The 24,197-nt window shown below is 64.6% G+C and carries 28 protein-coding genes and 1 riboswitch; of the genes, 12 read left to right on the top strand and 16 right to left on the bottom strand.

Going from position 1 to position 24,197, the window contains the following annotated elements; translation table 11 throughout:
* The first annotated feature begins 335 nt into the window (after nucleotides 1-335).
* Complete coding sequence (gene hldE / locus ECTOBSL9_RS02305; protein WP_240481028.1) at nucleotides 336-1,751, top strand: bifunctional D-glycero-beta-D-manno-heptose-7-phosphate kinase/D-glycero-beta-D-manno-heptose 1-phosphate adenylyltransferase HldE; 1,416 nt, start codon at nucleotides 336-338, stop codon at nucleotides 1,749-1,751.
* A 7-nt stretch (nucleotides 1,752-1,758) separates the two neighbouring features.
* Nucleotides 1,759-3,033: a lipid IV(A) 3-deoxy-D-manno-octulosonic acid transferase gene (gene waaA / locus ECTOBSL9_RS02300; protein ID WP_063463701.1), complete on the top strand. Its 1,275-nt coding sequence runs from the start codon at nucleotides 1,759-1,761 to the stop codon at nucleotides 3,031-3,033.
* A 126-nt stretch (nucleotides 3,034-3,159) separates the two neighbouring features.
* On the opposite strand, the gene ECTOBSL9_RS02295 is transcribed toward waaA, so the two are convergent.
* The 4 genes from ECTOBSL9_RS02295 to ECTOBSL9_RS02280 form a co-directional block, all read right to left on the bottom strand.
* Complete coding sequence (locus ECTOBSL9_RS02295; protein ID WP_063463700.1) at nucleotides 3,160-3,720, bottom strand: hydrolase; 561 nt, start codon at nucleotides 3,718-3,720, stop codon at nucleotides 3,160-3,162.
* A gap of 19 nt (nucleotides 3,721-3,739) precedes the next feature.
* Nucleotides 3,740-5,098: a TolC family outer membrane protein gene (locus ECTOBSL9_RS02290; RefSeq protein ID WP_156500016.1), complete on the bottom strand. Its 1,359-nt coding sequence runs from the start codon at nucleotides 5,096-5,098 to the stop codon at nucleotides 3,740-3,742.
* Between the two features lie 98 nt (nucleotides 5,099-5,196).
* The gene (locus tag ECTOBSL9_RS02285; protein ID WP_063463699.1) at nucleotides 5,197-5,517 is read right to left on the bottom strand and encodes a rhodanese-like domain-containing protein; all 321 of its coding nucleotides are present in this window, start codon (nucleotides 5,515-5,517) and stop codon (nucleotides 5,197-5,199) included.
* 9 nt (nucleotides 5,518-5,526) lie between these two features.
* On the bottom strand, nucleotides 5,527-6,183 hold the full coding sequence (locus tag ECTOBSL9_RS02280) for a protein-L-isoaspartate O-methyltransferase (RefSeq protein WP_063463698.1): 657 nt from the start codon (nucleotides 6,181-6,183) through the stop codon (nucleotides 5,527-5,529).
* 155 nt (nucleotides 6,184-6,338) lie between these two features.
* On the opposite strand from ECTOBSL9_RS02280, the gene pap reads away from it, so the two are divergent.
* Nucleotides 6,339-7,829, top strand: coding sequence for a polyphosphate:AMP phosphotransferase (pap, locus tag ECTOBSL9_RS02275; protein WP_063463697.1), 1,491 nt, complete (start codon nucleotides 6,339-6,341; stop codon nucleotides 7,827-7,829).
* 56 nt (nucleotides 7,830-7,885) lie between these two features.
* Nucleotides 7,886-7,979: riboswitch (TPP riboswitch) on the top strand.
* 41 nt (nucleotides 7,980-8,020) lie between these two features.
* On the top strand, nucleotides 8,021-9,910 hold the full coding sequence (gene thiC, locus ECTOBSL9_RS02270) for a phosphomethylpyrimidine synthase ThiC (protein ID WP_063463696.1): 1,890 nt from the start codon (nucleotides 8,021-8,023) through the stop codon (nucleotides 9,908-9,910).
* A gap of 63 nt (nucleotides 9,911-9,973) precedes the next feature.
* Here the strand turns inward: thiC and ECTOBSL9_RS02265 are convergent, their stop codons facing one another.
* The 12 genes from ECTOBSL9_RS02265 to ECTOBSL9_RS02210 form a co-directional block, all read right to left on the bottom strand.
* Nucleotides 9,974-10,243, bottom strand: a complete 270-nt coding sequence (locus ECTOBSL9_RS02265) for an HPr family phosphocarrier protein (protein ID WP_063463695.1) — start codon at nucleotides 10,241-10,243, stop codon at nucleotides 9,974-9,976.
* Nucleotides 10,244-10,639, bottom strand: a complete 396-nt coding sequence (locus tag ECTOBSL9_RS02260) for a PTS sugar transporter subunit IIA (protein ID WP_063465955.1) — start codon at nucleotides 10,637-10,639, stop codon at nucleotides 10,244-10,246.
* A 21-nt stretch (nucleotides 10,640-10,660) separates the two neighbouring features.
* Nucleotides 10,661-11,521 (bottom strand): RNase adapter RapZ, encoded by an 861-nt coding sequence (gene rapZ / locus ECTOBSL9_RS02255; protein WP_063463694.1) that lies wholly within the window; start codon nucleotides 11,519-11,521, stop codon nucleotides 10,661-10,663.
* Nucleotides 11,518-12,465, bottom strand: a complete 948-nt coding sequence (hprK, locus tag ECTOBSL9_RS02250; protein WP_063463693.1) for an HPr(Ser) kinase/phosphatase — start codon at nucleotides 12,463-12,465, stop codon at nucleotides 11,518-11,520. The genes rapZ and hprK overlap by 4 nt, the downstream gene beginning before the upstream one ends.
* Nucleotides 12,466-12,469: 4 nt before the next feature.
* On the bottom strand, nucleotides 12,470-12,937 hold the full coding sequence (locus ECTOBSL9_RS02245; protein ID WP_063463692.1) for a PTS sugar transporter subunit IIA: 468 nt from the start codon (nucleotides 12,935-12,937) through the stop codon (nucleotides 12,470-12,472).
* Nucleotides 12,938-12,944: 7 nt separating this feature from the next.
* Nucleotides 12,945-13,268: a ribosome hibernation-promoting factor, HPF/YfiA family gene (gene hpf, locus ECTOBSL9_RS02240; RefSeq protein ID WP_063463691.1), complete on the bottom strand. Its 324-nt coding sequence runs from the start codon at nucleotides 13,266-13,268 to the stop codon at nucleotides 12,945-12,947.
* Nucleotides 13,269-13,330: 62 nt separating this feature from the next.
* A complete protein-coding gene (locus tag ECTOBSL9_RS02235; protein ID WP_240481027.1) occupies nucleotides 13,331-14,830 on the bottom strand; it encodes an RNA polymerase factor sigma-54 in 1,500 nt (499 codons plus the stop codon).
* A gap of 166 nt (nucleotides 14,831-14,996) precedes the next feature.
* On the bottom strand, nucleotides 14,997-15,722 hold the full coding sequence (gene lptB, locus ECTOBSL9_RS02230; RefSeq protein WP_063463690.1) for an LPS export ABC transporter ATP-binding protein: 726 nt from the start codon (nucleotides 15,720-15,722) through the stop codon (nucleotides 14,997-14,999).
* The gene (gene lptA / locus ECTOBSL9_RS02225) at nucleotides 15,719-16,258 is read right to left on the bottom strand and encodes a lipopolysaccharide transport periplasmic protein LptA (protein ID WP_063463689.1); all 540 of its coding nucleotides are present in this window, start codon (nucleotides 16,256-16,258) and stop codon (nucleotides 15,719-15,721) included. Before lptA ends, lptB begins: the two co-directional genes overlap by 4 nt.
* On the bottom strand, nucleotides 16,245-16,784 hold the full coding sequence (gene lptC, locus ECTOBSL9_RS02220; RefSeq protein WP_168161520.1) for an LPS export ABC transporter periplasmic protein LptC: 540 nt from the start codon (nucleotides 16,782-16,784) through the stop codon (nucleotides 16,245-16,247). The genes lptA and lptC overlap by 14 nt, the downstream gene beginning before the upstream one ends.
* A gap of 29 nt (nucleotides 16,785-16,813) precedes the next feature.
* Nucleotides 16,814-17,341: a 3-deoxy-manno-octulosonate-8-phosphatase KdsC gene (kdsC, locus tag ECTOBSL9_RS02215; RefSeq protein ID WP_063463687.1), complete on the bottom strand. Its 528-nt coding sequence runs from the start codon at nucleotides 17,339-17,341 to the stop codon at nucleotides 16,814-16,816.
* Nucleotides 17,342-17,374: 33 nt separating this feature from the next.
* Nucleotides 17,375-18,352, bottom strand: coding sequence for a KpsF/GutQ family sugar-phosphate isomerase (locus ECTOBSL9_RS02210; protein ID WP_063463686.1), 978 nt, complete (start codon nucleotides 18,350-18,352; stop codon nucleotides 17,375-17,377).
* 38 nt (nucleotides 18,353-18,390) lie between these two features.
* Between ECTOBSL9_RS02210 and ECTOBSL9_RS02205 the strand changes: the two genes are divergently transcribed.
* The 8 genes from ECTOBSL9_RS02205 to hisG all read left to right on the top strand — a co-directional run bounded on the left by ECTOBSL9_RS02205 (nucleotide 18,391) and on the right by hisG (nucleotide 24,156).
* Complete coding sequence (locus ECTOBSL9_RS02205; RefSeq protein ID WP_063463685.1) at nucleotides 18,391-19,023, top strand: hypothetical protein; 633 nt, start codon at nucleotides 18,391-18,393, stop codon at nucleotides 19,021-19,023.
* A 54-nt stretch (nucleotides 19,024-19,077) separates the two neighbouring features.
* Nucleotides 19,078-19,923 (top strand): ATP-binding cassette domain-containing protein, encoded by an 846-nt coding sequence (locus tag ECTOBSL9_RS02200; protein WP_205632013.1) that lies wholly within the window; start codon nucleotides 19,078-19,080, stop codon nucleotides 19,921-19,923.
* A complete protein-coding gene (mlaE, locus tag ECTOBSL9_RS02195; protein ID WP_371258994.1) occupies nucleotides 19,923-20,702 on the top strand; it encodes a lipid asymmetry maintenance ABC transporter permease subunit MlaE in 780 nt (259 codons plus the stop codon). Before ECTOBSL9_RS02200 ends, mlaE begins: the two co-directional genes overlap by 1 nt.
* Before the next feature lie 15 nt (nucleotides 20,703-20,717).
* Nucleotides 20,718-21,176, top strand: coding sequence for an outer membrane lipid asymmetry maintenance protein MlaD (mlaD, locus tag ECTOBSL9_RS02190; RefSeq protein WP_063463682.1), 459 nt, complete (start codon nucleotides 20,718-20,720; stop codon nucleotides 21,174-21,176).
* Nucleotides 21,177-21,261: 85 nt separating this feature from the next.
* Nucleotides 21,262-21,915, top strand: a complete 654-nt coding sequence (locus ECTOBSL9_RS02185; protein ID WP_063463681.1) for a phospholipid-binding protein MlaC — start codon at nucleotides 21,262-21,264, stop codon at nucleotides 21,913-21,915.
* Nucleotides 21,912-22,220, top strand: a complete 309-nt coding sequence (locus tag ECTOBSL9_RS02180; protein ID WP_063463680.1) for a lipid asymmetry maintenance protein MlaB — start codon at nucleotides 21,912-21,914, stop codon at nucleotides 22,218-22,220. The genes ECTOBSL9_RS02185 and ECTOBSL9_RS02180 overlap by 4 nt, the downstream gene beginning before the upstream one ends.
* A 30-nt stretch (nucleotides 22,221-22,250) precedes the next feature.
* A complete protein-coding gene (gene murA, locus ECTOBSL9_RS02175) occupies nucleotides 22,251-23,510 on the top strand; it encodes a UDP-N-acetylglucosamine 1-carboxyvinyltransferase (protein ID WP_063463679.1) in 1,260 nt (419 codons plus the stop codon).
* Nucleotides 23,511-23,514: 4 nt separating this feature from the next.
* Nucleotides 23,515-24,156 carry an ATP phosphoribosyltransferase gene (gene hisG / locus ECTOBSL9_RS02170; RefSeq protein WP_063463678.1) on the top strand — a complete coding sequence of 214 codons (642 nt, stop codon included), beginning with the start codon at nucleotides 23,515-23,517 and terminating at the stop codon, nucleotides 24,154-24,156.
* The last annotated feature ends 41 nt before the right edge of the window (nucleotides 24,157-24,197 follow it).

Here is a 24,197-nt window from a genome sequence, read left to right as displayed (position 1 = left end):
CCCTGGCCGCGAAAGGGCCTCAAAACGAAGTCACAGAAGCATCCGAACCTTGGCGGGGCGGTGTGCCTGGGCGCGGGTGTTCGCCGCATGGATGCGGTGATCAAGCCTACAGGGATGTATTCACGGCGTCCCGCAGACAGGCACACCGCCCCACCAAGGTTCACTCCGGTGCCAGACGAAGGGGCTGGAGCCTGGGTCGGCCCCTTCGCGGCCGAGGGCCGCTCCCACATCCACATCCGGATCGACGCCCAGCGTGTGTTCCCCCCCATGAGCGTGGACCGGTCTTGTATCATGCGCGGGATTGCTAAGCGAGGTGAATGTTGGTGAAACCTGGAATGCCCTCCTTCGAACACGCCCGGGTCATGGTGGTGGGTGACCTGATGCTGGACCGCTACTGGTCCGGCACCACGGCCCGGATCTCACCGGAGGCCCCGGTGCCGGTGGTGCACGTGAACGACGTGGAGGAGCGGCCCGGCGGCGCTGCCAACGTGGCCCTGAATCTGGCTCGACTGGGGGTGCAGACGCACCTGGCCGGCGTGGTGGGCCAGGATGATGCAGCCGCCTCGCTGGACCGACTGCTGGCCGATGCGGGGGTGACCTGCGCGTTCGTTCGGGATCCAACCATCCCCACCATCACCAAGCTGCGGGTCATGAGCCGGCATCAACAACTGCTGCGCCTGGATTTTGAACAGCCGCTGGACAACGTGGATACCCATGCCTTGCTGGATGCCCTGCCCGATGCACTGGCCTCGGTGTTGGTACTCGTGCTCTCGGATTACGGCAAGGGAACCCTGGCATCCGCACCTCAGCTGATCGCCCTAGCCCGTGAGGCGGGCGTGCCCGTGCTGGTGGACCCCAAGGGAAGGGACTTCGAGCGTTATCGCGGAGCCACGTTGCTCACCCCCAATCTGGCTGAGTTCGAGGCCGTGGTCGGCGCCTGCCCAAGGGATGACCTGCTGGTGGAGCGCGGTGAGCAGCTCCGGGCGAACCTTGGGTTGACGGGACTTTTGATCACCCTGAGTGAGCGGGGCATGCTGCTGATCCGTGAGGGGCATGATCCCATGCATCTGCCCACCCGGGCCCGGGAGGTCTTTGATGTGACCGGGGCAGGGGATACGGTGATCTCCCTGGTGGCCGCCGCCCTGGCCACGGGGCAGGACATGGCCGCCGCCGCGGCACTGGCCAACCTGGGCGCCGGGATCGTGGTGGGCAAGCTGGGTACCGGCTACGTGAAGCCCGCTGAACTGCGGGCCGCGTTGCGTGGGCATCACGGGGGCTGGAGCAGCCTGTTGTCGGAGGCGGATCTTCTGCTGGCCGTTGAGGAGGCGAAGGCCCAGGGCGAGCGCATCGTCATGACCAATGGTTGTTTCGATATCCTCCATGCCGGGCATGTGGCCTACCTGGAGCAGGCGCGCAAGCGCGGTGATCGGCTGATCGTGGCGGTGAACGATGATGGCTCGGTGGCCCGCCTCAAGGGCCCGGAGCGGCCGGTGAACCCCCTGGAGCGCCGCATGGCCGTGCTGGCGGGCCTGGCCTCGGTGGACTGGGTGGTGCCCTTTGGTGAAGACACGCCAGAGCGCCTGATCTGCGCGGTGCGGCCCGATGTGCTGGTGAAGGGCGGGGATTATCATCCCGATCAGATTGCCGGGGCGGGCTGTGTGCGGGAGGCGGGCGGCACGGTGGAGGTGTTGCCGTTCATGGATGGGGTGTCGACCACCGGGGTGATTGACCGGATTCGGTCGGGTGGTTAGATGCCTGATGATGCACGCACTCTACAACCTCCTGATCCATCTGCTCACGCCCGTTTTCCTGCTGCGCCTGCTCTGGCGCAGCCGCCGCAATCCGGCTTATCGGCAGCGCTGGGGTGAACGCCTGGGATATCCCGGGCCGCCACCTGATGGCCGTGCGCATCTCTGGGTGCATGCTGTCTCTGTAGGGGAGGTGGTGGCGGCCGCGCCGCTGATTCATGCCTGGCGGGAACGGCACCCGGAGCAACCGGTGCTGGTGACCACGACCACGCCCACGGGGGCGGACGAGGTGATGCGTCGCCTGGGGAGTGAGGTGATCCATCGCTATCTGCCCTTCGATCTGCCGGGTGCCGTGGGGAGGTTTCTCAAACGGATGCCCGTGGACCGGCTGCTGGTCATGGAAACCGAGCTCTGGCCCAACCTTTACCGGGCCTGTCACGCCCATGGCATCCCGATCCTGCTGGTGAATGCGCGCCTGTCTCCCCGCTCCTTTCGCGGCTATCGGCGACTGCGCCCGCTGGTGCAGCGCACCCTGGGGTGGCTGGACGGCGTGGCGGCCCGCGGGCAGGAGGATGCCGAACGCTTTGTGGCCTTGGGGGCGTTGCCGGATCGGGTCCGGGTGACCGGCAACATCAAGTATGACCTGACACTCCCCGCCTCCCTGAGTAATCAGGCGCGTGCGCTGCGCGACACCGTGGGGCCGCGCCCCGTGTGGATCGCCGCCAGCACCCATCCCGGCGAGGATGAGCAGGTGCTCAAGGCCCATGCCCTCGTGCGCCAGGCACTGCCCGATGCCTTGCTCATCCTGGTGCCCCGGCATCCGGAGCGCTTCGAGAATGTATCGCGCCTGTGCCGCGAGGCCGGATGGGAGCCTGCACGCCGCAGCAGGGGGCAGCTTCCTGATGGCACGCAGGCCGTCTGGCTGGGGGATAGCATGGGAGAACTGCTCATGCTCTACGGCGTGGCCGATGTGGCCTTTGTGGGGGGCAGCCTGGTGCCCACGGGAGGGCACAACCCCCTGGAACCTGCCGCCCATGGCGTACCTGTGGTGACGGGGCCTGAGGTGTTCAATTTCACCGAGGTGTTTGCGGCGCTGTCCGGCGCGGGTGGGGTGTGCCAGGTGGAGGATGCCGATGCACTGGGGCAGGCCGTTGTGCGATTGCTTGATTCGGGGAAGGGTCGCGACGCTCTCAGTGCCGCGGCGACACGGGTGCTGGAGTCCAATCGCGGAGCGGTGGCTCGAGTACTTAACTGGGCTGAGGCAATGGCACCGAGGCCTATATAGTGAATGAGGGCATGCCGCCCCACCGAGGTTCCCCCCGAATGCAAATCCCAGGCACCCTGCATGCTCCAAGGCCCATTCGCGGCCAAGGGCCGCTCCCACGGGGGCTTCGATTGATGGGGGTTGCGATCAGCGGATCAGCTTCAGCAGATCCTTGAAGTGGGGGTGGGTGCACTCGCCCAGCCATTCGAACATCACCGACTCGGCGTTGGTCACCGTGACACCGGCGCGGGCCATGCGGGCCAGGGCGTTATCCCGGTTGCGGGGGCTGCGTGAGCAGATGCCATCCTCCACCACGAACACCTGGAAACCCTCCTGGGTGAGCCTTACCGCCGTTTGCAACACGCACACATGGGCCTCCATGCCACAGACAATCACCTGCGGGCGTCGGGCGCTCTTGAGGGCATCCATGATGCCCGGGTTGCCGCAGCAGGAGAACGTGGTCTTGTCCAGCACCCGGGCCGCCTCGGGTAACTGCTCCAGGACCTCGCCAGCCGTGTGACCGATCCCCTGGGGGTACTGCTCCGTCACGGTGACCGGGATGTTCAGCATCCCGGCAGCCCGGGCCAGGCGGCCTGCGTTGTGGTAAACCCCGGCACGCTCGGCCTCGTCCATGGCCACCGCCAGTTTCTCCTGGATGTCCACCACCAGCAGGTGGCTGCGGTCAGGGTTGCAGAGCAGTTCGGTCATCAGTCTCAATCCAGTCAGCTTAATCCAGCCAGGTGTTCACGCTCATCAGGTCATCCTGGGTGAGGGTGCCGGCGGCCTGCTTCAGGCGCAGGGTGTTGAGCAGGTAATCGTATCGGGCCTCGGAGAAGTCCCGCTCTGCCCGGAAGACCTGGCGCAATTCCAGCAACACATCCACGGCCGTACGGGTACCCACCTCGAAGCCGGCTTCGGCAGCCTCAAAGGAGGCCCGGGTGGACTCCAGGGCCTGTTCCAGCGCCCGCACGCGGGAGATGCCGGCATTCACCGACAGGAAGGCACTGCGGGTCTGTTGCACTGTCTGGCGTTCTGTCAGTTCCTGCTGCTCGCGGGACGCATCAAAGTTCTCACGGGCCTCCCGGGTCAGGGAACTCACCCGGCCACCGGTGTAGATGGGTACCCGCAACTGCACGCCGATCTGGGCATCGCGGCGATCCAGGAATTGCTGGCCGGGCCCGGGATCCCCTGGCGCCCCGCTGCCGAAGCTCGGCAGATCATGGAACTCCTGGTCCGTATAACTGGCCGACAGCCCCAGGGTCGGGTAGTGGCCCGAGCGCTGCCGCTTGATGTCCTGGGCCGCCACTTCGGTGCTCAGCCTTTGCGCCACCAGGTTCAGATTGGCCTCCCGGGCCGTCTCCACCCACAGGTTCTTGTCTGCGGGCTCGGGGAGCACCAGGGGCATGCGGTCGGACAGTTCCGACATGCTCTCGTAGAACTCACCGGTGATCACCGCCAGGTCCTCCCGGGCCTGATCCAGCCGATTTTGAGCGGCAATCTCCTCAGCCACCGACAGGTCGAACTGGGCCTGGGCCTCCTTCACGTCCGTGATGGCGATCAGGCCCACCTCAAAGCGGCGGTCTGCCTGCTCCAGCTGTCGGCCGATGGCCTCCTTTTCCGCCTCGGCGAAGGAGAGGTTGTCCTTGGCCGAGAGCACACCGAAATAGGCCTCGGCCACCCGCAGGATGAGTTGTTGACGAGCGGCATCGCGCACCGCAGTGGCCTGGGCGATGCCCAGATCCGCCTGGCGCAGGGCCACATAGTTGGCGTGATCGTAGATGGTCTGGTTCAGGGACAACTCGAAGCTGCGGGTCTGAAAGTCGAAGGAGCCCCGCCCATCTCCATCCACATCGGTGTCCGTGTAGGCATAGCCCAGGGTGCCCTCGATCTGCGGCAGCAGCGCGGAGCGTGCCTGGGGGCGGGCCTGCAGGGCGGCGCGGAACTCGGCCTCGGCGGCGCGCAACTCCGCATCCCGGTCCTGGGCGGTGCGGTAAACCTCCAGCAAATCGGCAGCATACAAGGGTGCCGCCGCCGTGGTCAGTGAAACAAACAGGCTGGCCAGCAGCGGTTTGCGAAAGCGGATCATGGGCATCTCCAGCCGCAAGGGGTGGGGGTAACAGGGAACATCAGCATCATCTGATATCGTATCTTCATGGAGGCCGGATTGGGAACCTTGCGGACTTCTCAGTAGGTGGGCAGCTTCGGGTCCACCTGGCGGGCCCAGGCGTCCATGCCGCCCTCCAGATTGATCACCCGGGTGAAGCCCTGGTGTTCAAGATAGTGGGCCACCTGCAGGGACCGGATGCCATGATGACAGATCAGTACCACTTCTTCGTCCGGGTCCAGAGTCTCCTCCAGTTCGTCCAGTTGCCCCAGGGGGCATAGCTGGGCCCCTTCCAGGTGCACGATCTCGTATTCCCAGGGTTCGCGCACGTCAATGAGCTGCGGCGGCTCATCGCTCGACCGCAGATGATCGTGAAGCTGCTTTGCCGTCAGTCTCTGCATGGGGCGGGTTCAGAAGACGAAACGGGGGGGCTCTTCGAACCCCACCAGTGGTTTCAGGCAGGTTTCGAAGAGGCCATGCCGGGAAAAATCGTTCTCACCCACGCGGATCACCAGCATGGCCTGCATGGCCGGCGGTTCGCCCACCACCACGAACAGACGCCCCCCCAGATTCAACTGACGCTCGAAGTCCTCCCGATAACGTGCCATGGAGGCCGTCACGGCGATCACGTCGTACTGGCCATGGCGACCGGACCATCCCTCGGCGGCATCGCCGGTGACCAGGTTGACGTTGCGCAGTTGCAGATCCTTCAGGGGGCTCTGAGCGGTGCGGGTGAAGTCTTCGTGAATGTCCACGCTCTCCACATGGCTGCCCAACTGGGCAAGGCAGGCGGTGAGATAGCCGGAGCCCGTGCCCACCTCCAGGATGACGTCACGGGGCTGGATATCCAGTGCTTGCAGCAGGCGTCCTTCCACGGTGGGGCGCATCATGGATTCGCCATGGCCCAGAGGGACCTCCAGGTCGGCGTAGGCCATCATACGCTGGCTGTCGGGCACAAAACGCTCCCGAGGGGTGTGTTCCATCACCGACAGTACACGCGGATCCAGCACGTCCCAGGGGCGGACCTGCTGTTCAACCATATTGAATCGGGCTTGTTCGAGGTTCATGGTGGTGGTCTCTGCATCTTGTGGTTGTTATGCCGGGCGGCCATGATGGAACGCCACCCGGTGATGAGTCGTGATCGGAAGGTTAAGGTCTTGGGCAGGGTGGGGCAAGACCTGCGCCCATCGGGTGCGGGCATCATACGGTGACGGGGTCAGGCATGTTCGAAGCAGCGGAGTTGGGCAGAAAGGTATCCAAGCAGACCTACAAGGAGGCAGTACCACGACTGCGGGCCGATCTGCTGGAGGCGCAGCGGCGTCTGCGGGAAACCGACGCGGCGGTGATCGTCATCGTTGAGGGGGTGGACGGTGTCGGACGTGGCGAGGTGGTGAACTGTCTCAACACCTGGCTGGATACCCGGGGCGTGGAGACCCATGCCTTCTGGGAGCAGAGTTCCGATCAGTTGCAGCGTCCGCCCCTGTGGCGTTACTGGCAGTCCATGCCCCGCCGGGGCGGTATCGGTATCTTCTTTGGCGGCTGGTATTCCCGGCCCATTCGTCAGCGCATTCAGGATGAATGGGACGAGGCCAGCCTGCATGAGTCCCTCACCCGCATCCGGGATTTCGAGAGCATGCTGGTGGTGGACGGGGCCCTGATCATCAAGTTCTGGTTCCATCTGACCCGTTCGGAACAAAAGTCCCGGCTCAAGCAGCGCCTCAAGGACCCCGCCAGCCGTTGGTACCGGCTGCCCAAGGGCAAGGATCAGACCATCCGCTATCAGCGCCTGGTGGAGACCGGGGAGCGGGTGATCCGCGAGACCGACAGCGGGCTCGCCCCCTGGTATCTGATCGAGGCCACCGACCCCCGATACCGGGATCTGACCGTGGGCCGCACCCTGCTCGATGCCATCAACGAGCGCCTGCAGGCCGGTGGGCCGCCCCATGAGGGCGTCTCACTCTCCCACGCGCCCAGCCTGCCTCCTGAGCCTTCCGCCCGGGTGACGGTGCTGGACCATCTGGACATGGCTCAGACCCTGGAAAAGGCGGACTACAGGAAACGCCTGGCCCGTGCCCAGGCGCGGCTGCGCGACCTGACCTGGCGGGCCAAGGACAAGGGCGTAGCCATGGTGCTCGTCTTCGAGGGTTGGGATGCCGCTGGCAAGGGCGGAGCCATCCGTCGCCTCACCTCTGGCATCGACGCCCGTCTGTACCGGGTGGTGGCCGTGGCGGCACCCACCGACGAAGAGCGTGCCCATCATTATCTGTGGCGCTTCTGGCGCTACGTGCCACCCCGGGGGCGCATGACGGTGTTCGACCGTTCCTGGTACGGGCGTGTGCTCGTGGAGCGGGTGGAGGGCTTTGCCGCCGAGGACCGCTGGCGCCGGGCCTACCACGAGATCAACGACTTCGAGGAGCAGTTGGTGGAGCACGACATCGTGCTGGCGAAGTTCTGGCTGCACATCACGGAAGAAGAGCAACTGGAGCGTTTCCGGGAACGTGAGAAGGTCGCTTACAAGCAACACAAGATCACCGACGAGGACTGGCGCAATCGCCAGCAGCGGGAGGGCTACAATGCCGCGGTGAACGAGATGGTGGTACGCACCAGCACCGAATACGCGCCCTGGACGCTGGTGTCGGCCAACGACAAGCGCTTTGCGCGGGTGACGGTGCTGGAAACGGTGTGCGAGCGTCTGGAGGCGGCCATCACCTGAGGCGCACGGGGAGGCCTTCGGGCTTGCCAAGCCCTGGCATCTGGGCTAGCGTGAGCGCTTGAAGCTAGGGGTGCCCCCGAAGGGGGCTGAGACAGTCCCTTGGAACCTGAACCGGATCATACCGGCGGAGGGAAGCTTCGGAGGCGCGCAACCGCGCCCCGTGGTGACCGCCGCCCCTTTGAGGTCATCGCATGAGTGCCATCCCCCAGGATTTTGTCAAGCAAACCACCCGTCTGTCCGACGAGATCACCCAGCCGTTCCCGGGCTCCCGCAAGATTCATGTGCCCGGTTCCCGCCCGGACATCCAGGTCCCCATGCGCGAGGTCACCCTGGCGGAGACCCAGACCACCGCCGGTACCGAGCACAACCCTCCCATCACCCTGTATGACACCTCCGGCCCCTATACCGACCCCGAGGCCCGCATCGATCTGTTGAAGGGCCTGCCCGCGTTGCGCGAGCCCTGGATTCTGGAGCGGGACAATACCGAACCGCTGGACGGGCCCAGTTCCGAATTTGGTCGGGAACGGGCCGGTGATCCGGAGCTGGCGTCCTTGCGGTTTGAGCATATCCGCGCGCCGCGCCGTGCTCGTGAAGGGCGCAACATCACCCAGATGCACTATGCCCGCCAGGGGATCGTGACGCCGGAGATGGAGTACGTGGCCATCCGCGAGAACTGCCGCCTGCAGGAAATGCGTGCCGACCCCCGATACGCGGCCCTGTTGCGCCAGCACCCGGGGGAATCCTTCGGGGCCCACATCCCTGAGGTCATCACCCCGGAATTCGTGCGCGACGAGGTGGCCGCGGGCCGGGCAGTCATCCCCGCCAACATCAACCACCCGGAGCTGGAGCCCATGATCATCGGGCGCAACTTCCGGGTGAAGATCAACACCAACATCGGCAACTCCTCCCTCACCTCCAGCATCAGCGAGGAGGTGGAAAAACTGGTGTGGTCCTGCCGCTGGGGTGGCGACACCCTGATGGACCTGTCCACCGGCAAGAACATCCATGAGACCCGGGAGTGGGTGCTGCGCAACAGCCCCGTGCCCATCGGCACCGTGCCCATCTATCAGGCCCTGGAGAAGGTGGACGGCAAGGCCGAGGACCTCACCTGGGAGTTGTTCCGCGACACCCTCATCGAACAGGCAGAGCAGGGTGTGGACTATTTCACCATTCATGCCGGCGTGCTGCTGCGCTATGTGCCGTTGACCGCCCAGCGCCTGACGGGGATCGTCTCCCGGGGCGGCTCCATCATGGCCAAGTGGTGCCTGGCCCACCACGAGGAGAACTTCCTCTACACCCATTTCGAGGACATCTGCGAAATCATGAAGGCCTATGACGTGGCCTTCTCCCTGGGGGATGGACTGCGTCCCGGCAGCCTGGCCGATGCCAACGATGCCGCCCAATTTGCCGAACTGGAGACCCTGGGCGAGCTCACCCGCATCGCCTGGGAACATGATGTGCAGGTGATGATCGAGGGTCCGGGGCATGTCCCGTTGCACCGGGTGAAGGAGAATGTGGAAAAGGAGTTGGTGGACTGCTTCGAGGCGCCTTTCTACACCCTGGGACCACTGGTCACGGATGTGGCCCCGGCCTACGACCACATCACCTCCGGCATCGGCGCTGCCAACATCGGCTGGTATGGCACGGCCATGCTCTGTTATGTGACGCCCAAGGAGCACCTGGGCCTGCCCAACAAGCAGGATGTGCGGGATGGCATCATCACCTATCGCATCGCTGCCCATGCCGCGGATCTGGCCAAGGGCTTTCCCGGAGCCCAGGTGCGGGACAATGCCCTGTCCAAGGCGCGCTTCGAGTTCCGCTGGCAGGACCAGTTCAACCTCTCGCTGGATCCGGAGCGGGCGCGTGAATTCCATGATGAGACCCTGCCCAAGGAGGCCCACAAGGTGGCCCATTTCTGCTCCATGTGCGGGCCGCATTTCTGTTCCATGAAGATCACCCAGGATGTGCGGGAGTATGCGGCGCGGCAGGGCATGTCCGCCGAGGAGGCCCTGGAGAAGGGGATGCAGGACAAGGCAGTGGAGTTTGTGGAGAAGGGGGCTAAGGTTTACAGGGAGGTGTAGGGGCGTACGGAAAAAAGGGGACAGACACCTTTTCCTTTGGAAAAGGTGTCTGTCCCCTTTTTTCTACTCCGGCTCTCCGAATCGATCCCCGATCAAGCCCTCCAGGGCATCCAGGGCCTGTTTGGCATCCTCCCCCTCGGCGATCAGGCGCACCGTGGTGCCGCGGCTGGCAGCCAGCATCATGATGCCCATGATGCTCTTGCCGTTCACGCGGCGGTTGCCCTTTTCCACCTCCAGGTCAGCCGAGTAACTGCTGGCCAGGTTGACGAACTTGGCCGCTGCCCGCGCATGCATGCCCAGCTTGTTGATGATCTCGACTTCCCGCGTGGGCATTTAACTGTGGGTCTCGCAAAGAAGGATGCCATCATGGCCACCACTGATGGCCTTGTTGACCAGTTCATGCAGGCGCAGGGTGGGGTAGTTGAGCACGCGCACCAGCATGGGCAGGTTCAGCCCGGCAATGACCTGGACCTTGGGCTGCTGGGTGAGACGGTTGGCGATATTGCTGGGGGTGGAACCGTACATGTCGGTGAGCACCAGCACGCCGTCCCCCTGGTGCAGTCGATGATAGGCGTCGATGGCCTTGCCCAGGAGGATGTCCGGGTCACCGGACTGGGAGACCGCCAGGCAGTACGTTTCCAGCGGGATGGTGCCCATCATGGAACGCGCCGTGCTGAGCAGGTCTTCCCCGATGTGATTGTGTGTAATGATCATGAGTCCGACGGACATGCTGGCATCCCGGTTCAAGGATCAGGAAAGTTCACGGTGACGGGTGCTCACCGCCTCGCCCCTGAGGCCGCGGAAATGTTCCGCCAGTCTCTCCGCCAGATAGACTGAGCGATGCTGCCCGCCAGTGCAACCAATGGATACGGTCAGGTATGAGCGGTTTTCACCCTCGAAGCGCGGGATCCAGGTGGTCAGGAAGTCGCGTAACGAGGCAAACATCTCCTCCACCATGGGGTGATTGTCCAGGAATTGGGCCACTTCCTCGTCACGGCCGGTGAGGCCGCGCAGCAGCGGTTCCCAGTGAGGGTTGGGGAGACAGCGTACATCGAAGACAAAATCCGAGTCCACTGGCGCACCATGCTTGAAGCCGAAGGACTGGATCAGCAGGGAGATGCCCCGGTCAGCGGCCTGCTCCACCCGCTCACGGATCGTCTGGCTCAACTGATGCACGTTGGTGCGGGTGGTGTCGATGGCCAGGTCGGCATGGTTGGCAATATTGGAGAGCAGTTTGCGCTCCAGATGGATGGCCTCCCACAGGGGCACGCCGTCGCGGGTGAGGGGATGTCGTCGACGGGTTTCGCTGAAGCGCCGCAGCAGGGTTTCTTCCTCTGCCTGGAGGAAGATGACCTGCAGGTCCACCCCCATGGCGCGGATCTCCTCGACGATGGTGTCGAAACGATCCAGTTCCTCGATGCCACTGCGGGCGTCGATGCCCACGGCCGCCTCGTCGTACAGGGTGAGGCGTGGGCTGCGCAGCTGGGCGACCACTGCCGTGAGCAGGCCCAGGTGCAGGTTGTCGATGCAGTAATAGCCTGCATCCTCCAGGGCATGCAGGGCCACGGTCTTGCCGGAGCCGGACAGGCCACTGACGATGATGAGTTTCATGGGCTTTCGCTCTGCATCTGCTTGCGCTGTCGGGCAGCCAGGTCGTCGCCGGCATAATAACCGCGCAGGCGCAGCAGGTGATTGCGAATGGCGCCTTCCACCATGACGGCCAGGTTGCGTCCCGGGGCTACCGGTAGGGTGATGACCGGGATTTCCAGCCCCAGCACCACCCGGGTGAAGCGCACCCCGTGCAGGCGGTCGATATCCTCGGCCTGCACCTTGGCCTGATCCTTGAGGTCGATGATCAGGCGCAGGTACTTGCTGTTCTTGATGGCGCTGTCGCCGTACATGGCCTTCACATTGAGTACGCCCAAACCCCTGACCTCAAGAAAGTTCTCCAGCACCGGCGGGCAGGTACCGCGCAGGATGTCCGGGGCGATTCGGGCGAATTCCGGGGCATCGTCCGCCACCAGACGGTGGCCCCGGCTGATGAGTTCCAGGGCCAGTTCGCTCTTGCCCACGGCGCTCTCGCCGGTCACCAGCACCCCGATTCCCAGCACTTCCATGAACACCCCGTGCAGGGTGGTGGTTTCCGCCAGCTTGTTGCTGAAGAAGTAACGCAGGATATTGATCAGTTCATGGCTGGGCAGGGCGGTGCGCAGCAGCGGTACCGACTGGCGTTCCGACAGGGTGCGCAGCTCGGGGAGGGGCTCCAGGTTATCGGTGACGATCAGCATGGAGGAGGCGCCGCTGCACAATTGCTCCAGAATGTCTCGCTGGGAGTTCTTGCGCAGCGACCACAGGTAGCGCATCTCGTCGCTCCCCAGTACCTGGATCTGATTGGGGTGGATGATGTTCAGGTGACCCACCAGGGACGGGCTCCCATGGGGGGTGGAACGGTGCGATATGCTCCGGCCACACCCCTGGGTGCCCGCCACCCAGACGAGGCCCAGGCGCTCCTCCATGACCTCCATGATGTTGCTGACGGTGAGCGAGTCGGTCATGGGGTCATCCGGTGTCTTCGGTGTCCCATTCCTGCACCAGAGTCAGCAGGTCCGAAGGGCCGGAGGTGCTGCGCAGCCGGGCCAGCGTCTCCGGATCGGAGAACATCCTGGCCAGCAACGCGAGGATCTGAAGATGCTCGTCTGTGCAGTCTGCCGGCACCACCAGCGCGAACAGGATGTCCACCGGCTCACTGTCTGGGGCATCGTAGTCGACGCCCTTTTCCAGCTTGAGCAGCGCGGCACAGGCCTCGCTGGCGCCGGCCAGACGACCATGGGGGATGGCCACGCCATGCCCCAGGCCCGTGCTGCCCAGGCGCTCCCGGGCCAGCAGGCTGTCGAAGATCTCGCCCTGGGTGAGCTTGGGCAGATGATTGGAGAGCATCTCGCCCAGCATCTCCAGCGCACGTTTCTTACTGCTCACGTCCGTCTGGCAGTGCACCCGCTCAGGGGCGAGAAGATCACCGATGTTCATGAAGCGTTCACTCGATGTGGTTGCGGTGGGAGCCTTCAGCCCGGTGGTGGTCCTTGAGCTTCTCCTTGTGCTTCACCACCTGGCGATCCAGTTTGTCCACCAGGGCGTCGATGGCGGCGTACATGTCCGTGTGGCTGGCCTCGGCATGGATGCTGTTACCGCTGAGCAACAGGTTGCTCTCGGCCTTTTGCTGCAGCTTCTCCACGGTCAGGATCACGTGCACGTCGATGACGTTGTCAAAATGCCGCTCCAGGCGCTCGAACTTCTCGTTGACGTAGTTGCGCAGGGCGTCGGTCAGGTCGACGTGATGACCGGTGAGGTTGATCTGCATGAGATGACTCCTTGGAAATAGGTAGGGATGGGTAATGAGCAGGACGGCTGCGTGGGTTTGCTTCAGACGAGCCGCTTGCGTTCGTTGGATGGCGGAATGGCCATGGCCTCACGGTACTTGGCCACGGTGCGTCGTGCCACATGAATACCCCGATCCACCAGGACCTGGGCGATCTTGCTGTCACTCATGGGCTTGCCCTGGGGCTCTTCGGCAACCAGCTTGCGGATCATGGCGCGGATCGCGGTGGCTGAACACTCACCGCCGTCGGCCGTGCCCACATGGCTGGAGAAGAAATACTTGAATTCGTAGATACCCCGGGGGGTATGCATGAATTTCTGGGTGGTCACCCGGGAGATGGTGGACTCATGCATCTCCAGTTGTTCGGCAATATCGCGCAGCACCAGAGGTTTCATGGCCTCGTCACCGTATTCCAGGAAGGCACGCTGGTGCTCGACAATGGCGGTGCCCACCCGTAGCAGAGTCTCGTTGCGGCTTTGCAGGCTCTTGATGAACCAGCGGGCCTCCTGGAGGCTGTTGCGCATGTAGGTGTTGTCCTGGCTGGAATCGGCGCGGCGCACGAAACTGGCATACAGGGGGTTGACCCGCAAGCGTGGCGCGATTTCCGGGTTGAGCTCCACCTGCCAGCGGCCCTCTCGCTTGCGCACGAAGACATCGGGAATGATGTATTCGGGCGAACTGCTGCTGATGACCCCGCCTGGGCGCGGGTTCAGTGTCTGAATCAGGGCGATCACCTGCTGCAACTCGCCATCATCCAGCCCCAGGCGCCGCTGCACGCCCTTGTAATCACGTGCACCCAGAGCGTCCAGGTGTTCACGGGCCAGGGTGCGGGCCTCGGTCAGCCAGGGTGTGTCCTCCGGGAACTGGGCCAGTTGCAGGCCCAGGCATTCGGCCAGGTCACGTGCGCCCACGCCCACCGGGTCCAGGTGCTGAACCATGTTCAGCACGGCTTCCACCTCGTCCAGTTCCAGGTCCATCTCCCGGTCCGTGGCCAGGGCTGCGTGGATCTGTTCGATGGGTTCGGCCAGATAGCCGTCTTCGTTAATGGAATCAATGATGGTCAAGGCAATGGCCCGGTCACGCTCACTCATGGACGACAAATGCACCTGCCACATGAGGTGTTCATGCAGGCTTTCCGAGGGTCCGGTCTGGTTCTCGAAAAGGTCGCGCCCGTCGTGATCCGACTGTCCGGCGCTGGAAGGGGGCACATCGTAGATGTCGTCCCAGTTGCTGTCCACCGGTAATTCGTCGGGGATCTGCTCCTGACTGCCCTCGGCGTTGCCTTCCGTCTCGGCGGCGGCCTCCGCTGCTTCTGCTGCCTCGGAGGTATCGGCCTGCTCCTGCTCGCGAGGCTCCTCGCTGGCGGTCTCCTGATCTGCCTCCGTGCCCTCCACGGCCTCGAGCATGGGATTGATTTCCAGGGTCTCCTGGATCTGGGCCTGCAATTCCAGCGTCGAGAGCTGCAGCAGGCGAATGGCCTGCTGCAGCTGCGGGGTCATGGTCAGGTTTTGACCCAGCCGGAGCTGGACGGACGGTTTCAACATAGCACGACGCGCGCCATCGGGCCGGGGCCCGGGTCTTTGATGCCTGATGATGAAGGCGGGGGCAGGCCCCCGGCGTAAATGATGCTTTCAAGAGAGATTATACGGTGTGCCAGCAAAAATGGGACCCATGTCCCGAAAACCGCACGCTGAATGGGGAGTCTCGGCTTCACAGGCGGAAGTTCTCCCCTAGATAGACGCGGCGGACCTGCGGGTCGGCCAGTACGTCTTCCGGCGCGCCCTGGCTGATGATGTGCCCGCCACTGAGGATGTAGGCCCGGTTGCAGATGCCCAGGGTCTCGCGCACATTGTGGTCGGTGATCAGTACACCGATGTTCCGTGACGTGAGATGGGTGATGATCCGCTGGATCTCGATCACCGAGATGGGGTCCACGCCGGCGAAGGGCTCGTCCAGAAGGATGAAGGCCGGCTCGGTGGCCAGGGCACGGGCGATCTCCACGCGCCGTCGTTCGCCACCGGAGAGACTGACCCCGGCGTTGTCGCGGATGTGCTGGATCTGGAACTCCTCCAGCAGGGATTCCATCTTCTCCAGACGCTGGGCCTTGTTGAGGTCGCGGCGGACCTCCAGCACAGCCATGATGTTGTCTGCCACGGAGAGCTTGCGGAATACCGAGGGCTCCTGGGGGAGATAGCCCACGCCCATGCGGGCCCTTGCGTGCATGGGCAGTCGGGTGATGTCGCGGCCGTCCAGGCGGATCTGGCCTTCGTCGCAGGGTACCAGGCCCACGATCATGTAGAAGCAGGTGGTCTTGCCAGCGCCATTGGGGCCCAGCAGGCCCACCACCTCCCCACTATTGATGTGGATGGAGGCGCCGTCCACGGGTTTGATCGCCCGGTAACGCTTGACCAGCTTGTCGGTCTCCAGGCGGCTCATGGCGTGTCGCCGTCCTCTGGGCGAGAGCGATCACGGTCACGGGGTGCGAAGATGGCCTCTACCCGGCCTGTGTCACCGGTGCTGGCTTCAAGGGTGGCGGCCTCCAGGTTATAGACGATGCTGCTGCCGCGGAATTCGTCGTCCCCCTGCCATACCCGGGCCTCGCCGGTGAGCACCACCCGCGGTCCATCCGGAAAGAACTCCATGCGTCGTGCCTCGGCGCGAACCTCGCGGTTGGATTCATCCCGCGTGGTCAGGGTGGCCAGGCGTCCTTCGGAGACCATGCGCTGGAGTTGCCGCTGGGGGGCATGCACTGTCACCTCGTCGCCCGTGATGACGGTGTCGCCCTGGGTGATGGTGACGTTACCCTTGTAAACACTCACCCCCCGCTGATCGTCCAGGCTGGCGCGATCCGCCTCGATGCGGATGGGCAGATCGGGGTCGTGCTGGCCCTGTGCGGCAGGCATCCAGGCCAGCGAAACGGCCAATAGCAGCCCCGCCAGGTGCGGGCCCGTGGGGATGTCAGTGCGGAACATAGGTGCCTCTTACCTGACTCTCAAGTTCCAGGGTATCCCGGGTCAGATCCAAAGTCATGCCCACCCCTTCTGCCTCGCGGTGAGTGCTCACCATACGGGCCAGGGCGTCGGTTTGCGCCTGGCGGGAAAGGGTCCATACGGTGACATCCCGGCTGGTGATGGTGATGGGGGGGTGATCGGGGGCCTCGGGGCGGTTCAGGCGCACGTTGCCCAGCAGCTGCACCTCGTCGCCAGCGGGTGAAACCCAGCCGCGTTCGGAACGCAGGGTCCAGTCGGGAGCGGGGGGGTGTTCCATGATCAGCACCGGGGCCTCCACATGGCTGGAACGGTCTGCCTGGCGTTGCTCCATTCGGGCGCCGGAGAGCCGGTACTTGAGATTGCCGGACTCGTCCATGCTCCAGACCACAAAATCCTCGGCGAAGAACTGATTGGCCTCGGGGTCCACCTGGGTGGTCGGCACCACGCGCCGTTCCTGGGCATTCTCCGCGAGCCAGAAGCCCACGGCGGCCACCAGGGTGAGTGCCATGATCAGCAGCAGTCCTGAAAGGCGGCGACTCATTCCAGATAGGGGGCCAGGGCGGCCTGCAGGTTGTCCTGGGCCTCCAGGATGAACTCGCAGGCCTCGCGCACCGCTCCACGGCCGCCGCCTGCCCGGGTGATGTAATGGGCATGCTCGCGCACCAGGGGGTGGGCGTCGGCCACGGCGATCGCCAGCACGGCGCGACGCATCACGGGCAGATCCACCACATCGTCGCCCATGTAGGCCGTCTGTTCGATACCCACACCGGCCGCCTTCAGCAATCCACCCAGGGCATCCAGCTTGTCGCGACGGCCCTGGACGATGTGCTCGATGCCCAGGTCGCGACAGCGGTGTTCCACCACCTGGGAGCGTCGCCCGGTGAGGATGCCGATCTGCACGCCGCTGTCGGCCAGCATGCGGATGCCATGGCCATCGCGGCTATTGAAGGCCTTGTACTGCTGGCCATCGTCCCCCAGGTAGAGGCTGCCGTCGGTGAGCACGCCGTCCACGTCAAGGATGAGGAAGCGCACGTCGCGGGCACGTTGTCTAGGCGTATCATTCATGGGGCAAGGATACCACGGGCCCGCCGTACCACTTCAGACCACGCCGGCGCGCAGCAGGTCATGCATGTTCAGGGCTCCCACCAGGCGCTGGCCCACGTCCACCACCGGCAGGGCGCTGATCTTGTGGTCCTCCATCACCTTGAGGGCCTCGGCTGCCAGCATGCCCGACTGCACCGTCTTGCATTGACGGGTCATCACATCACCGATGCACGTGCTGCGAATGTCGATGCCGCGGTCCAGGGTGCGGCGCAGGTCGCCGTCCGTGTACACGCCGATCAGGTTGCGGTGCTCGTCCACCACCGCGGTCATCCCCAGACCCTGGCGGGTGATTTCCATGAGGGCATCGGTCAGTGGGGCGTCGGCCCGCACCAGGGGGATGCGTTCACCCGTGTGCATGATATCCCCGACATGCAGCAGCAGGCGCCGCCCCAGGCGACCACCGGGGTGGGAGCGGGCAAAGTCATCGGCGGTGAAACCCCGGGCCTCCAGCATTGCCACAGCCAGGGCATCACCCATGGCCAGGGTGGCAGTGGTGCTGGAGGTGGGGGCCAGGCCCAGGGGGCAGGCCTCGGCGGCCACGCTTACATCCAGGTGCACGTTGGCCTCCCGGGCCAGTGTGGAGCGCGGATTGCCGGTCAGGGCGATCAGGGGGGCGCCCAGGCGACGGATCAATGGCAGGATGGTGAGGAGTTCATCGGTCTCCCCGGAATTGGACAGGGCCAGCACCGTATCCCCGGTGGTGATCATGCCCAGATCACCGTGGCTGGCCTCGCCCGGATGGACAAAAAAGGCCGGGGTGCCGGTGCTGGCCAGGGTGGCAGCGATCTTGCCACCCACGTGGCCGGATTTTCCCATGCCGGTGACCACCACCCGCCCGGTGCAGGCCAGCATGTACTCGCAGGCGCGCACAAAGCGTTCATCCAGGCGGGAGATGAGATCGCGGATACCCTGAGCCTCGGTCTCCAGGACGGCCCGGGCCATGTCCAAAGTCTTGTCGGGATTGAGCTTCATCGGCAAAACACTACCTCAAGGCGGGAGCGGATTAAACAATGGGACAAGGCAAGCCTTTCCACCTCACGCTGGGCGCCCGTGACTGGGAGCATCCGGCGTGGGTGGCGCAATTCTACCCCCAGGACATGCCGGCGTCCTGGCGTCTGTGCTTTTACGCCAATGAGTTTTCGGCGGTGCTGGTGCCGGCGCAGCGCTGGCAAGGTACCGAGGTGTCGGATTGGCGGGGTTGGCTCGGTGAGGTGCGGGAGGACTTTCGGTTTTATCTGGAACTGGCGGGCCCCCGGGGCGTGGATGTGGAGCACCTGAGACGCCTGCAGGCGACCCTGGGTCCCCAATTGGCTGGCCTGGTGCTGCCGGAGGCGACGGGCGTGCCCGTGGACGGGGCAGGAGACACCCCGGCCATGGGCCCATGGCCGGATGGCCTCCCTTGTTACTCGGCCAACGCCCCGGCGACACATGCCCGTCTGTGGACGGGGCCGGAAACGCAGTCGCCCTGCGGGCCGGTGGGGCGGGTGGTCCTGCCATCGGGGGCGCACCCGCGTGTCCTGCGGGATCACCTGGAGGCGTTCGCCCGCTGCTCGGAAGGTGGCTCAGGTGTGTTGTTCCTGGATGCCCCGCCCGCCGTCATGGGGCAAGCCGTCACCCTGGCCGGCCTGCTGGGGTTCACTTGACAGTCTCGGCGCTCCGAAAGAAGATGAGAACCGCTCGATTGGTATTCGACGATCATTACCCTGCCAAGGAACGTCCCTATTTCCCCCGCACCCGATAAAACCCCCTGGATCGAGATCCGCGATGTGCATTTCGCCCGCGGCGACCGCAAGATCTTTGATGGGCTGGATATCACCATCCCCCAGGGGCAGGTGACTGCCATCATGGGGCCCAGCGGCACGGGCAAGACCACCTTGCTGCGGTTGATCGGCGGCCAACTCAAACCGGATCGGGGGCAGGTGCTGGTGGAGGGGCAGGACGTGCATCGCCTTTCCCTGCGGGAACTGTACCGTCTGCGTCGGCGCATGGGCATGCTGTTCCAGAGCGGCGCGCTGCTCACCGACCTCAATGTCTTCGACAATGTGGCCTTCCCCATCCGTGAGAACACGCGGCTGCCTGAGCCTGTGGTGCGCAACCTGGTGCTGATGAAACTGGAGGCCGTGGGTTTGCGCGGCGCCTGGGCGTTGCAACCCAGCGAACTCTCCGGCGGAATGGCACGGCGTGTGGCCCTGGCCCGCGCCATCGCCCTGGATCCGGTGCTGATGATGTATGACGAGCCCTTCACGGGCCTGGATCCCATCACCATGGCCGTCATCGTCTCGCTGATCCGCCGCCTCCACGATGCCCTGGGCATGACCAGTATCGTGGTCTCCCACGACGTGGCCGAGGCCAATTCCATTGCCGACTGGGTGTATCTCATCTCCGATGGCCGGGTGGTGGATCAGGGCTCTCCGTCACAATTGCAGCAGGACGCCTCGGACTGGTCGCGCCAGTTCCTGGAAGGGCTGCCCGACGGGCCGGTGCCATTCCACTACCCGGCCCCGGATTATCTGGACGATCTGATGGGAGGCGGGCGATCCTGATGGGTGCATTCCAAAGGTTGGGCCAATGGAGTCTGGGAGTGCTGGAGCGGCTGGGGCGCGGGCATCTGTTCCTGTTCCGTACCCTGCTGGCCCTGGGGCCACTGGCGCTGCGCCCCCGATTGCTGATCCGCGAACTGTATTCGGTGGGGGTGCTCTCGCTGCTCATCATCGTGGTTTCGGGGCTCTTCGTGGGCATGGTGCTGGGCTACCAGAGCTACATCACCCTGGTGGACTTCGGTGCGGCCGAGGTCCTGGGTACGGTGGTGGCCCTGTCCCTGGTGCGGGAACTGGGCCCGGTGGTCACCGCGCTGCTGTTTGCCGGTCGTGCCGGTTCGGCGCTGACCGCCGAGATTGGCCTGATGAAGGCCACCGAGCAGCTCTCCAGCATGGAAATGATGGCGGTGGACCCCTACAAGCGGGTGATCGCCCCGCGGTTTCTGGCTGCGGTGATCTCCCTGCCCCTGCTGGCCGCCATCTTCAGCGCGGTGGGGGTCATGGGTGGGTACTTCATTGGTGTGGGTCTGCTGGGCGTGGATGCCGGATCCTACTGGTCGCACATGCAGGCCAACGTGGATCTTTTTGATGACGTGATGAACGGTGTCATCAAGAGCATGGTCTTTGGGTTGGTGGCCGCCTGGATCGCGGTCTTCGAGGGCTATGACTGCACGCCCACCTCCGAAGGCGTGAGCCGCTCCACCACCCGCACCGTGGTGCACACCGCACTGGCCGTACTGGCCCTGGACTTTATTCTCACCGGACTGATGTTCGGTGACCTCTGATAACGGGACGGCAAGATGACGACGCGCAGGATCGAGATCACCGTGGGCATCTTCGTGGCCCTGGGCCTGGCGGGCCTGTTCATGCTGGCGTTGCAGGTAAGCAACCTGGGTGAATACCGCGGCGGCGAGGGTTACGAGGTGCATGCCCATTTCAACAACATCGGCGGGCTCAAGGTGCGGGCCCCGGTCACCATGTCCGGCGTTCGCATCGGTCGGGTGACGGATATTCGCTACGATCCTCAGCGCTACCAGGCGCGGGTGACCATGAATATCTCCGCTGCCCACGATTATCTGCCCACCGACACCCAGGCCAGCATCTATACCGCCGGTCTGCTGGGGGAGCAATACATCGCTCTGGAGCCTGGTGGGGAGGAAGAGGTGCTGGCGCATGGCGACACCATCCTGTTCACCCAATCGGCGGTGGTGCTTGAGGAATTGATCGGGCGCATGCTGGTCAATATCACCGGGGATTAAGCCCTCGGCTGATCTACCAGAGCCATTCAGCCCCGGTTCACCCCCCGGGGCGCAGGATTGCAGAACCATCCACCCGGAGTCTGTCATGAAGTCGTTTACCCATCTCTTGCTGGCCGCCATTGTGGCTTTCGCCGCATCCGTCTCCGTTGCCCATGCCTCCTTGCCGGACAAGGATCCTGTGGATCTGGTCAGGAACACGGCCGACGAGGTCCTGCAGAAGCTGCGCGAAGACCCCGAAAGAACCCGCGAGGATCCCGAGTTCCTGTTCGAACTGGTGGACGACATCATTCTGCCCCTGATCGACTGGCAGGGCATGTCGCGGCTGATCCTGGCCCGCCACTGGCGTACCGCCGAGCCCGAGCAGCGGGAACGTTTCGTGAAGGCCTTCCGCACCATGCTGGTGCGCACCTATACCCTGCAGATGGCCGAGCACATGGACAAGGATATCCGCGTGCTGCCCCATCGCAGTTTCACCGATGACCGCATGGCCTCGGTGGCCAGCGAGATCGTCATGGGGCGGGGGCAGTCCAACATCAGCGTGAACTACAGCCTGCGCCCCGTGGACGGGGAGTGGAAGGTCTTCGACCTGACCGTGGAGGGGCTGAGTTTCGTCACCAACTTCCGCACCAATTTTGGTGCCGAGGTGGATCGCCACGGGCTGGAGGCCTTGATCGAGCGCCTTGAGGCGGGGGATGAGTCCCTCATCGAGGAAGCCGTAGAGGCGGGGCAGGGCGAGTGAGCGAGGCACACCTGGAATCTGCGGATCGGGGGTTGCGCCTGGTGGGCGAACTGACCCAGGAGACCGTGCCCGGCCTCTGGGCCGAGTCCCAGAAGCGCTTCAAGGAGGGGCAGGGCGGCTGTCGGGTGGATCTGTCCGGGGTGACCCGCACCGATTCGGCCGGGGTGGCCCTGCTGGTGGAGTGGATGCGTCTGTGCGGCGGCCCGCAGGGCGGGCTGCGGTTCGTGGGTGTGCCGGATCGCATGTGGGACCTGGTCCGTCTCAGCGACCTGGATGGCGTGATGCCCCTGGAGCGGGACGACTGACGGCCGGATTTCCGCTATCATCCCACCCCCATGGACAAACTCATCATCAGCGGTGGCGGCCCGCTCCAGGGCGACGTGCGTATTTCCGGCGCCAAGAATGCGGTGCTGCCGATCCTGGCAGCCACGCTCCTGGCCGACGGGCCCATGACCATCGGTAACGTCCCGCATCTGCAGGACGTGACCACCACCATGGAACTGCTCGGGCGGATGGGCGTCACGCTCACCGTGGACGAACGCATGCGCATCGAGGTGAATCCCAACACCCTGCGTGAATGCGTGGCGCCCTACGAGCTGGTGCGCACCATGCGAGCCTCCATCCTGGTGCTGGGGCCCCTGCTGGCCCGATATGGCGAGGCGGAGGTCTCCCTGCCCGGTGGTTGCGCCATTGGTTCGCGTCCCGTGAACATCCATCTGGAGGGGCTGGCGGCCATGGGCGCTGATATCCAGGTGGAGGGGGGGTACATCCGTGCCCGGGCGCGTCGCCTCAAGGGAGCAAAGCTGGTGCTGGAGACGGTGACCGTGACCGGCACCGAAAACCTGCTCATGGCGGCCACCCTGGCTGAGGGCACCACGATTATCGAAAATGCCGCCCGTGAGCCGGAGATCATCGATCTGGCCAACTGCCTGAATGCCATGGGTGCCCAGGTGAGCGGTGCCGGCACCGATACCCTGATCATCGAGGGGGTGACTTCGCTCAGGGGTTGCGCCTACGACGTGCTGCCGGACCGCATCGAGACCGGGACCTTCCTGGTGGCTGGTGCCATCACCGGCGGCCGGGTGCGAACCCGCAACACCGAGCCCAAAACCCTGGACGCCGTGCTGGTGAAGCTGGAAGAGGCCGGGGCGGAGCTGGACGTGGGGCAGGACTGGATCAGCCTGGACATGAAAGGTCGACGCCCCCGGGCCGTGAGTCTGCGCACGGCGCCCTATCCGGCCTTTCCCACCGACATGCAGGCCCAGTTCGTGGCCTTGAACACCGTGGCGGAAGGCACCGCCACCATCACCGAAACGGTGTTCGAGAACCGGTTCATGCATGCCCTGGAGATGCAGCGCATGGGGGCCGACATCCGCATCGAGGGCAATACCGCCGTCATCCGCGGCGTGCCGCGCCTCAAGGGGGCCCCGGTGATGGCCACGGATCTGCGCGCCTCGGCCAGCCTCATTCTGGCGGGCCTGGTGGGCGACGGCGACACCCTGGTGGATCGCATTTATCACATTGATCGCGGCTATGAGTGCATCGAGGAGAAGCTCTCCCAGCTTGGTGCCATCATTCGCCGCGTGCCCGGATGATTTCATGCCTGAACAGACATTGACCATTGCCCTGTCCAAGGGGCGCATCTACAAGGACACACTCCCTCTGCTGGCCCAGGCCGGCATCGAGCCGGTGGACGATCCGGAAACCAGCCGCAAGCTCATCCTGGATACCAACCACCCGAATGTGAAGGTGGTGGTGATCCGTGCCACCGACGTGCCCACCTATGTGCAGTACGGAGCCGCCGATGTGGGGGTCTCCGGCAAGGATGTGCTCATGGAGCATGGCGGGGAAGGCATCTACGAGCCCCTGGACCTGCGCATTGCCCGCTGCCGCCTGATGGTGGCCGGGCACCCGGGTGCGACACAGCGGGCCGGGCGCCTGCGGGTGGCCACCAAGTTCGTCAACACCACGCGCCGTTATTATGCCGAGCAGGGCCGGCAGGTGGAGATCATCAAGCTTTATGGCTCCATGGAGCTGGCACCCCTGGTGGGTCTGGCCGATTGCATCGTGGACCTGGTGGACACCGGAAATACGCTGCGCGCCAATGGCCTGGAACCGCTGGAGCATATTGCCGACATCAGCTCCCGTCTGATCGTCAACAAGGCATCGATGAAGATGAAGTCCGACCGCGTCAAGGCGCTGATCCAGTCGATGGATGCGGCGGTTTCTCAGGCGGCGTGAACCTCCACCCGGGCGACGCAGGTGCCCGTACCCAGCCAGGG

The organism is Ectothiorhodospira sp. BSL-9 (genome assembly GCF_001632845.1).
Classification (GTDB): domain Bacteria; phylum Pseudomonadota; class Gammaproteobacteria; order Ectothiorhodospirales; family Ectothiorhodospiraceae; genus Ectothiorhodospira.
The sequence above is the reverse complement of the archived record's forward strand: the minus strand, read 5'-3'. Positions and strand labels throughout refer to the sequence as shown.

Coding starts and splice junctions, on each gene's coding strand:
- ECTOBSL9_RS02290 (WP_156500016.1), bottom strand. CDS start 5,098: ATGATCCGCTTTCGCAAACCGCTGCTGGCCAGCCTGTTTGTTTCACTG.
- ECTOBSL9_RS02260 (WP_063465955.1), bottom strand. CDS start 10,639: ATGTCCGTCGGACTCATGATCATTACACACAATCACATCGGGGAAGAC.
- kdsC (WP_063463687.1), bottom strand. CDS start 17,341: ATGAATGATACGCCTAGACAACGTGCCCGCGACGTGCGCTTCCTCATC.
- lptA (WP_063463689.1), bottom strand. CDS start 16,258: ATGTTCCGCACTGACATCCCCACGGGCCCGCACCTGGCGGGGCTGCTA.
- murA (WP_063463679.1), top strand. CDS start 22,251: ATGGACAAACTCATCATCAGCGGTGGCGGCCCGCTCCAGGGCGACGTG.
- lptB (WP_063463690.1), bottom strand. CDS start 15,722: ATGAGCCGCCTGGAGACCGACAAGCTGGTCAAGCGTTACCGGGCGATC.
- ECTOBSL9_RS02210 (WP_063463686.1), bottom strand. CDS start 18,352: ATGAAGCTCAATCCCGACAAGACTTTGGACATGGCCCGGGCCGTCCTG.
- hprK (WP_063463693.1), bottom strand. CDS start 12,465: ATGACCGACTCGCTCACCGTCAGCAACATCATGGAGGTCATGGAGGAG.
- ECTOBSL9_RS02185 (WP_063463681.1), top strand. CDS start 21,262: ATGAAGTCGTTTACCCATCTCTTGCTGGCCGCCATTGTGGCTTTCGCC.
- ECTOBSL9_RS02265 (WP_063463695.1), bottom strand. CDS start 10,243: ATGCCCACGCGGGAAGTCGAGATCATCAACAAGCTGGGCATGCATGCG.
- hisG (WP_063463678.1), top strand. CDS start 23,515: ATGCCTGAACAGACATTGACCATTGCCCTGTCCAAGGGGCGCATCTAC.
- hpf (WP_063463691.1), bottom strand. CDS start 13,268: ATGCAGATCAACCTCACCGGTCATCACGTCGACCTGACCGACGCCCTG.
- ECTOBSL9_RS02280 (WP_063463698.1), bottom strand. CDS start 6,183: ATGAACCTCGAACAAGCCCGATTCAATATGGTTGAACAGCAGGTCCGC.
- mlaE (WP_371258994.1), top strand. CDS start 19,923: ATGGGTGCATTCCAAAGGTTGGGCCAATGGAGTCTGGGAGTGCTGGAG.
- lptC (WP_168161520.1), bottom strand. CDS start 16,784: ATGGCACTCACCCTGGTGGCCGCCGTGGGCTTCTGGCTCGCGGAGAAT.
- rapZ (WP_063463694.1), bottom strand. CDS start 11,521: ATGAAACTCATCATCGTCAGTGGCCTGTCCGGCTCCGGCAAGACCGTG.
- thiC (WP_063463696.1), top strand. CDS start 8,021: ATGAGTGCCATCCCCCAGGATTTTGTCAAGCAAACCACCCGTCTGTCC.
- pap (WP_063463697.1), top strand. CDS start 6,339: ATGTTCGAAGCAGCGGAGTTGGGCAGAAAGGTATCCAAGCAGACCTAC.
- ECTOBSL9_RS02295 (WP_063463700.1), bottom strand. CDS start 3,720: ATGACCGAACTGCTCTGCAACCCTGACCGCAGCCACCTGCTGGTGGTG.
- ECTOBSL9_RS02205 (WP_063463685.1), top strand. CDS start 18,391: ATGGGACAAGGCAAGCCTTTCCACCTCACGCTGGGCGCCCGTGACTGG.
- hldE (WP_240481028.1), top strand. CDS start 336: ATGCCCTCCTTCGAACACGCCCGGGTCATGGTGGTGGGTGACCTGATG.
- waaA (WP_063463701.1), top strand. CDS start 1,759: ATGATGCACGCACTCTACAACCTCCTGATCCATCTGCTCACGCCCGTT.
- ECTOBSL9_RS02285 (WP_063463699.1), bottom strand. CDS start 5,517: ATGCAGAGACTGACGGCAAAGCAGCTTCACGATCATCTGCGGTCGAGC.
- mlaD (WP_063463682.1), top strand. CDS start 20,718: ATGACGACGCGCAGGATCGAGATCACCGTGGGCATCTTCGTGGCCCTG.
- ECTOBSL9_RS02245 (WP_063463692.1), bottom strand. CDS start 12,937: ATGAACATCGGTGATCTTCTCGCCCCTGAGCGGGTGCACTGCCAGACG.
- ECTOBSL9_RS02235 (WP_240481027.1), bottom strand. CDS start 14,830: ATGTTGAAACCGTCCGTCCAGCTCCGGCTGGGTCAAAACCTGACCATG.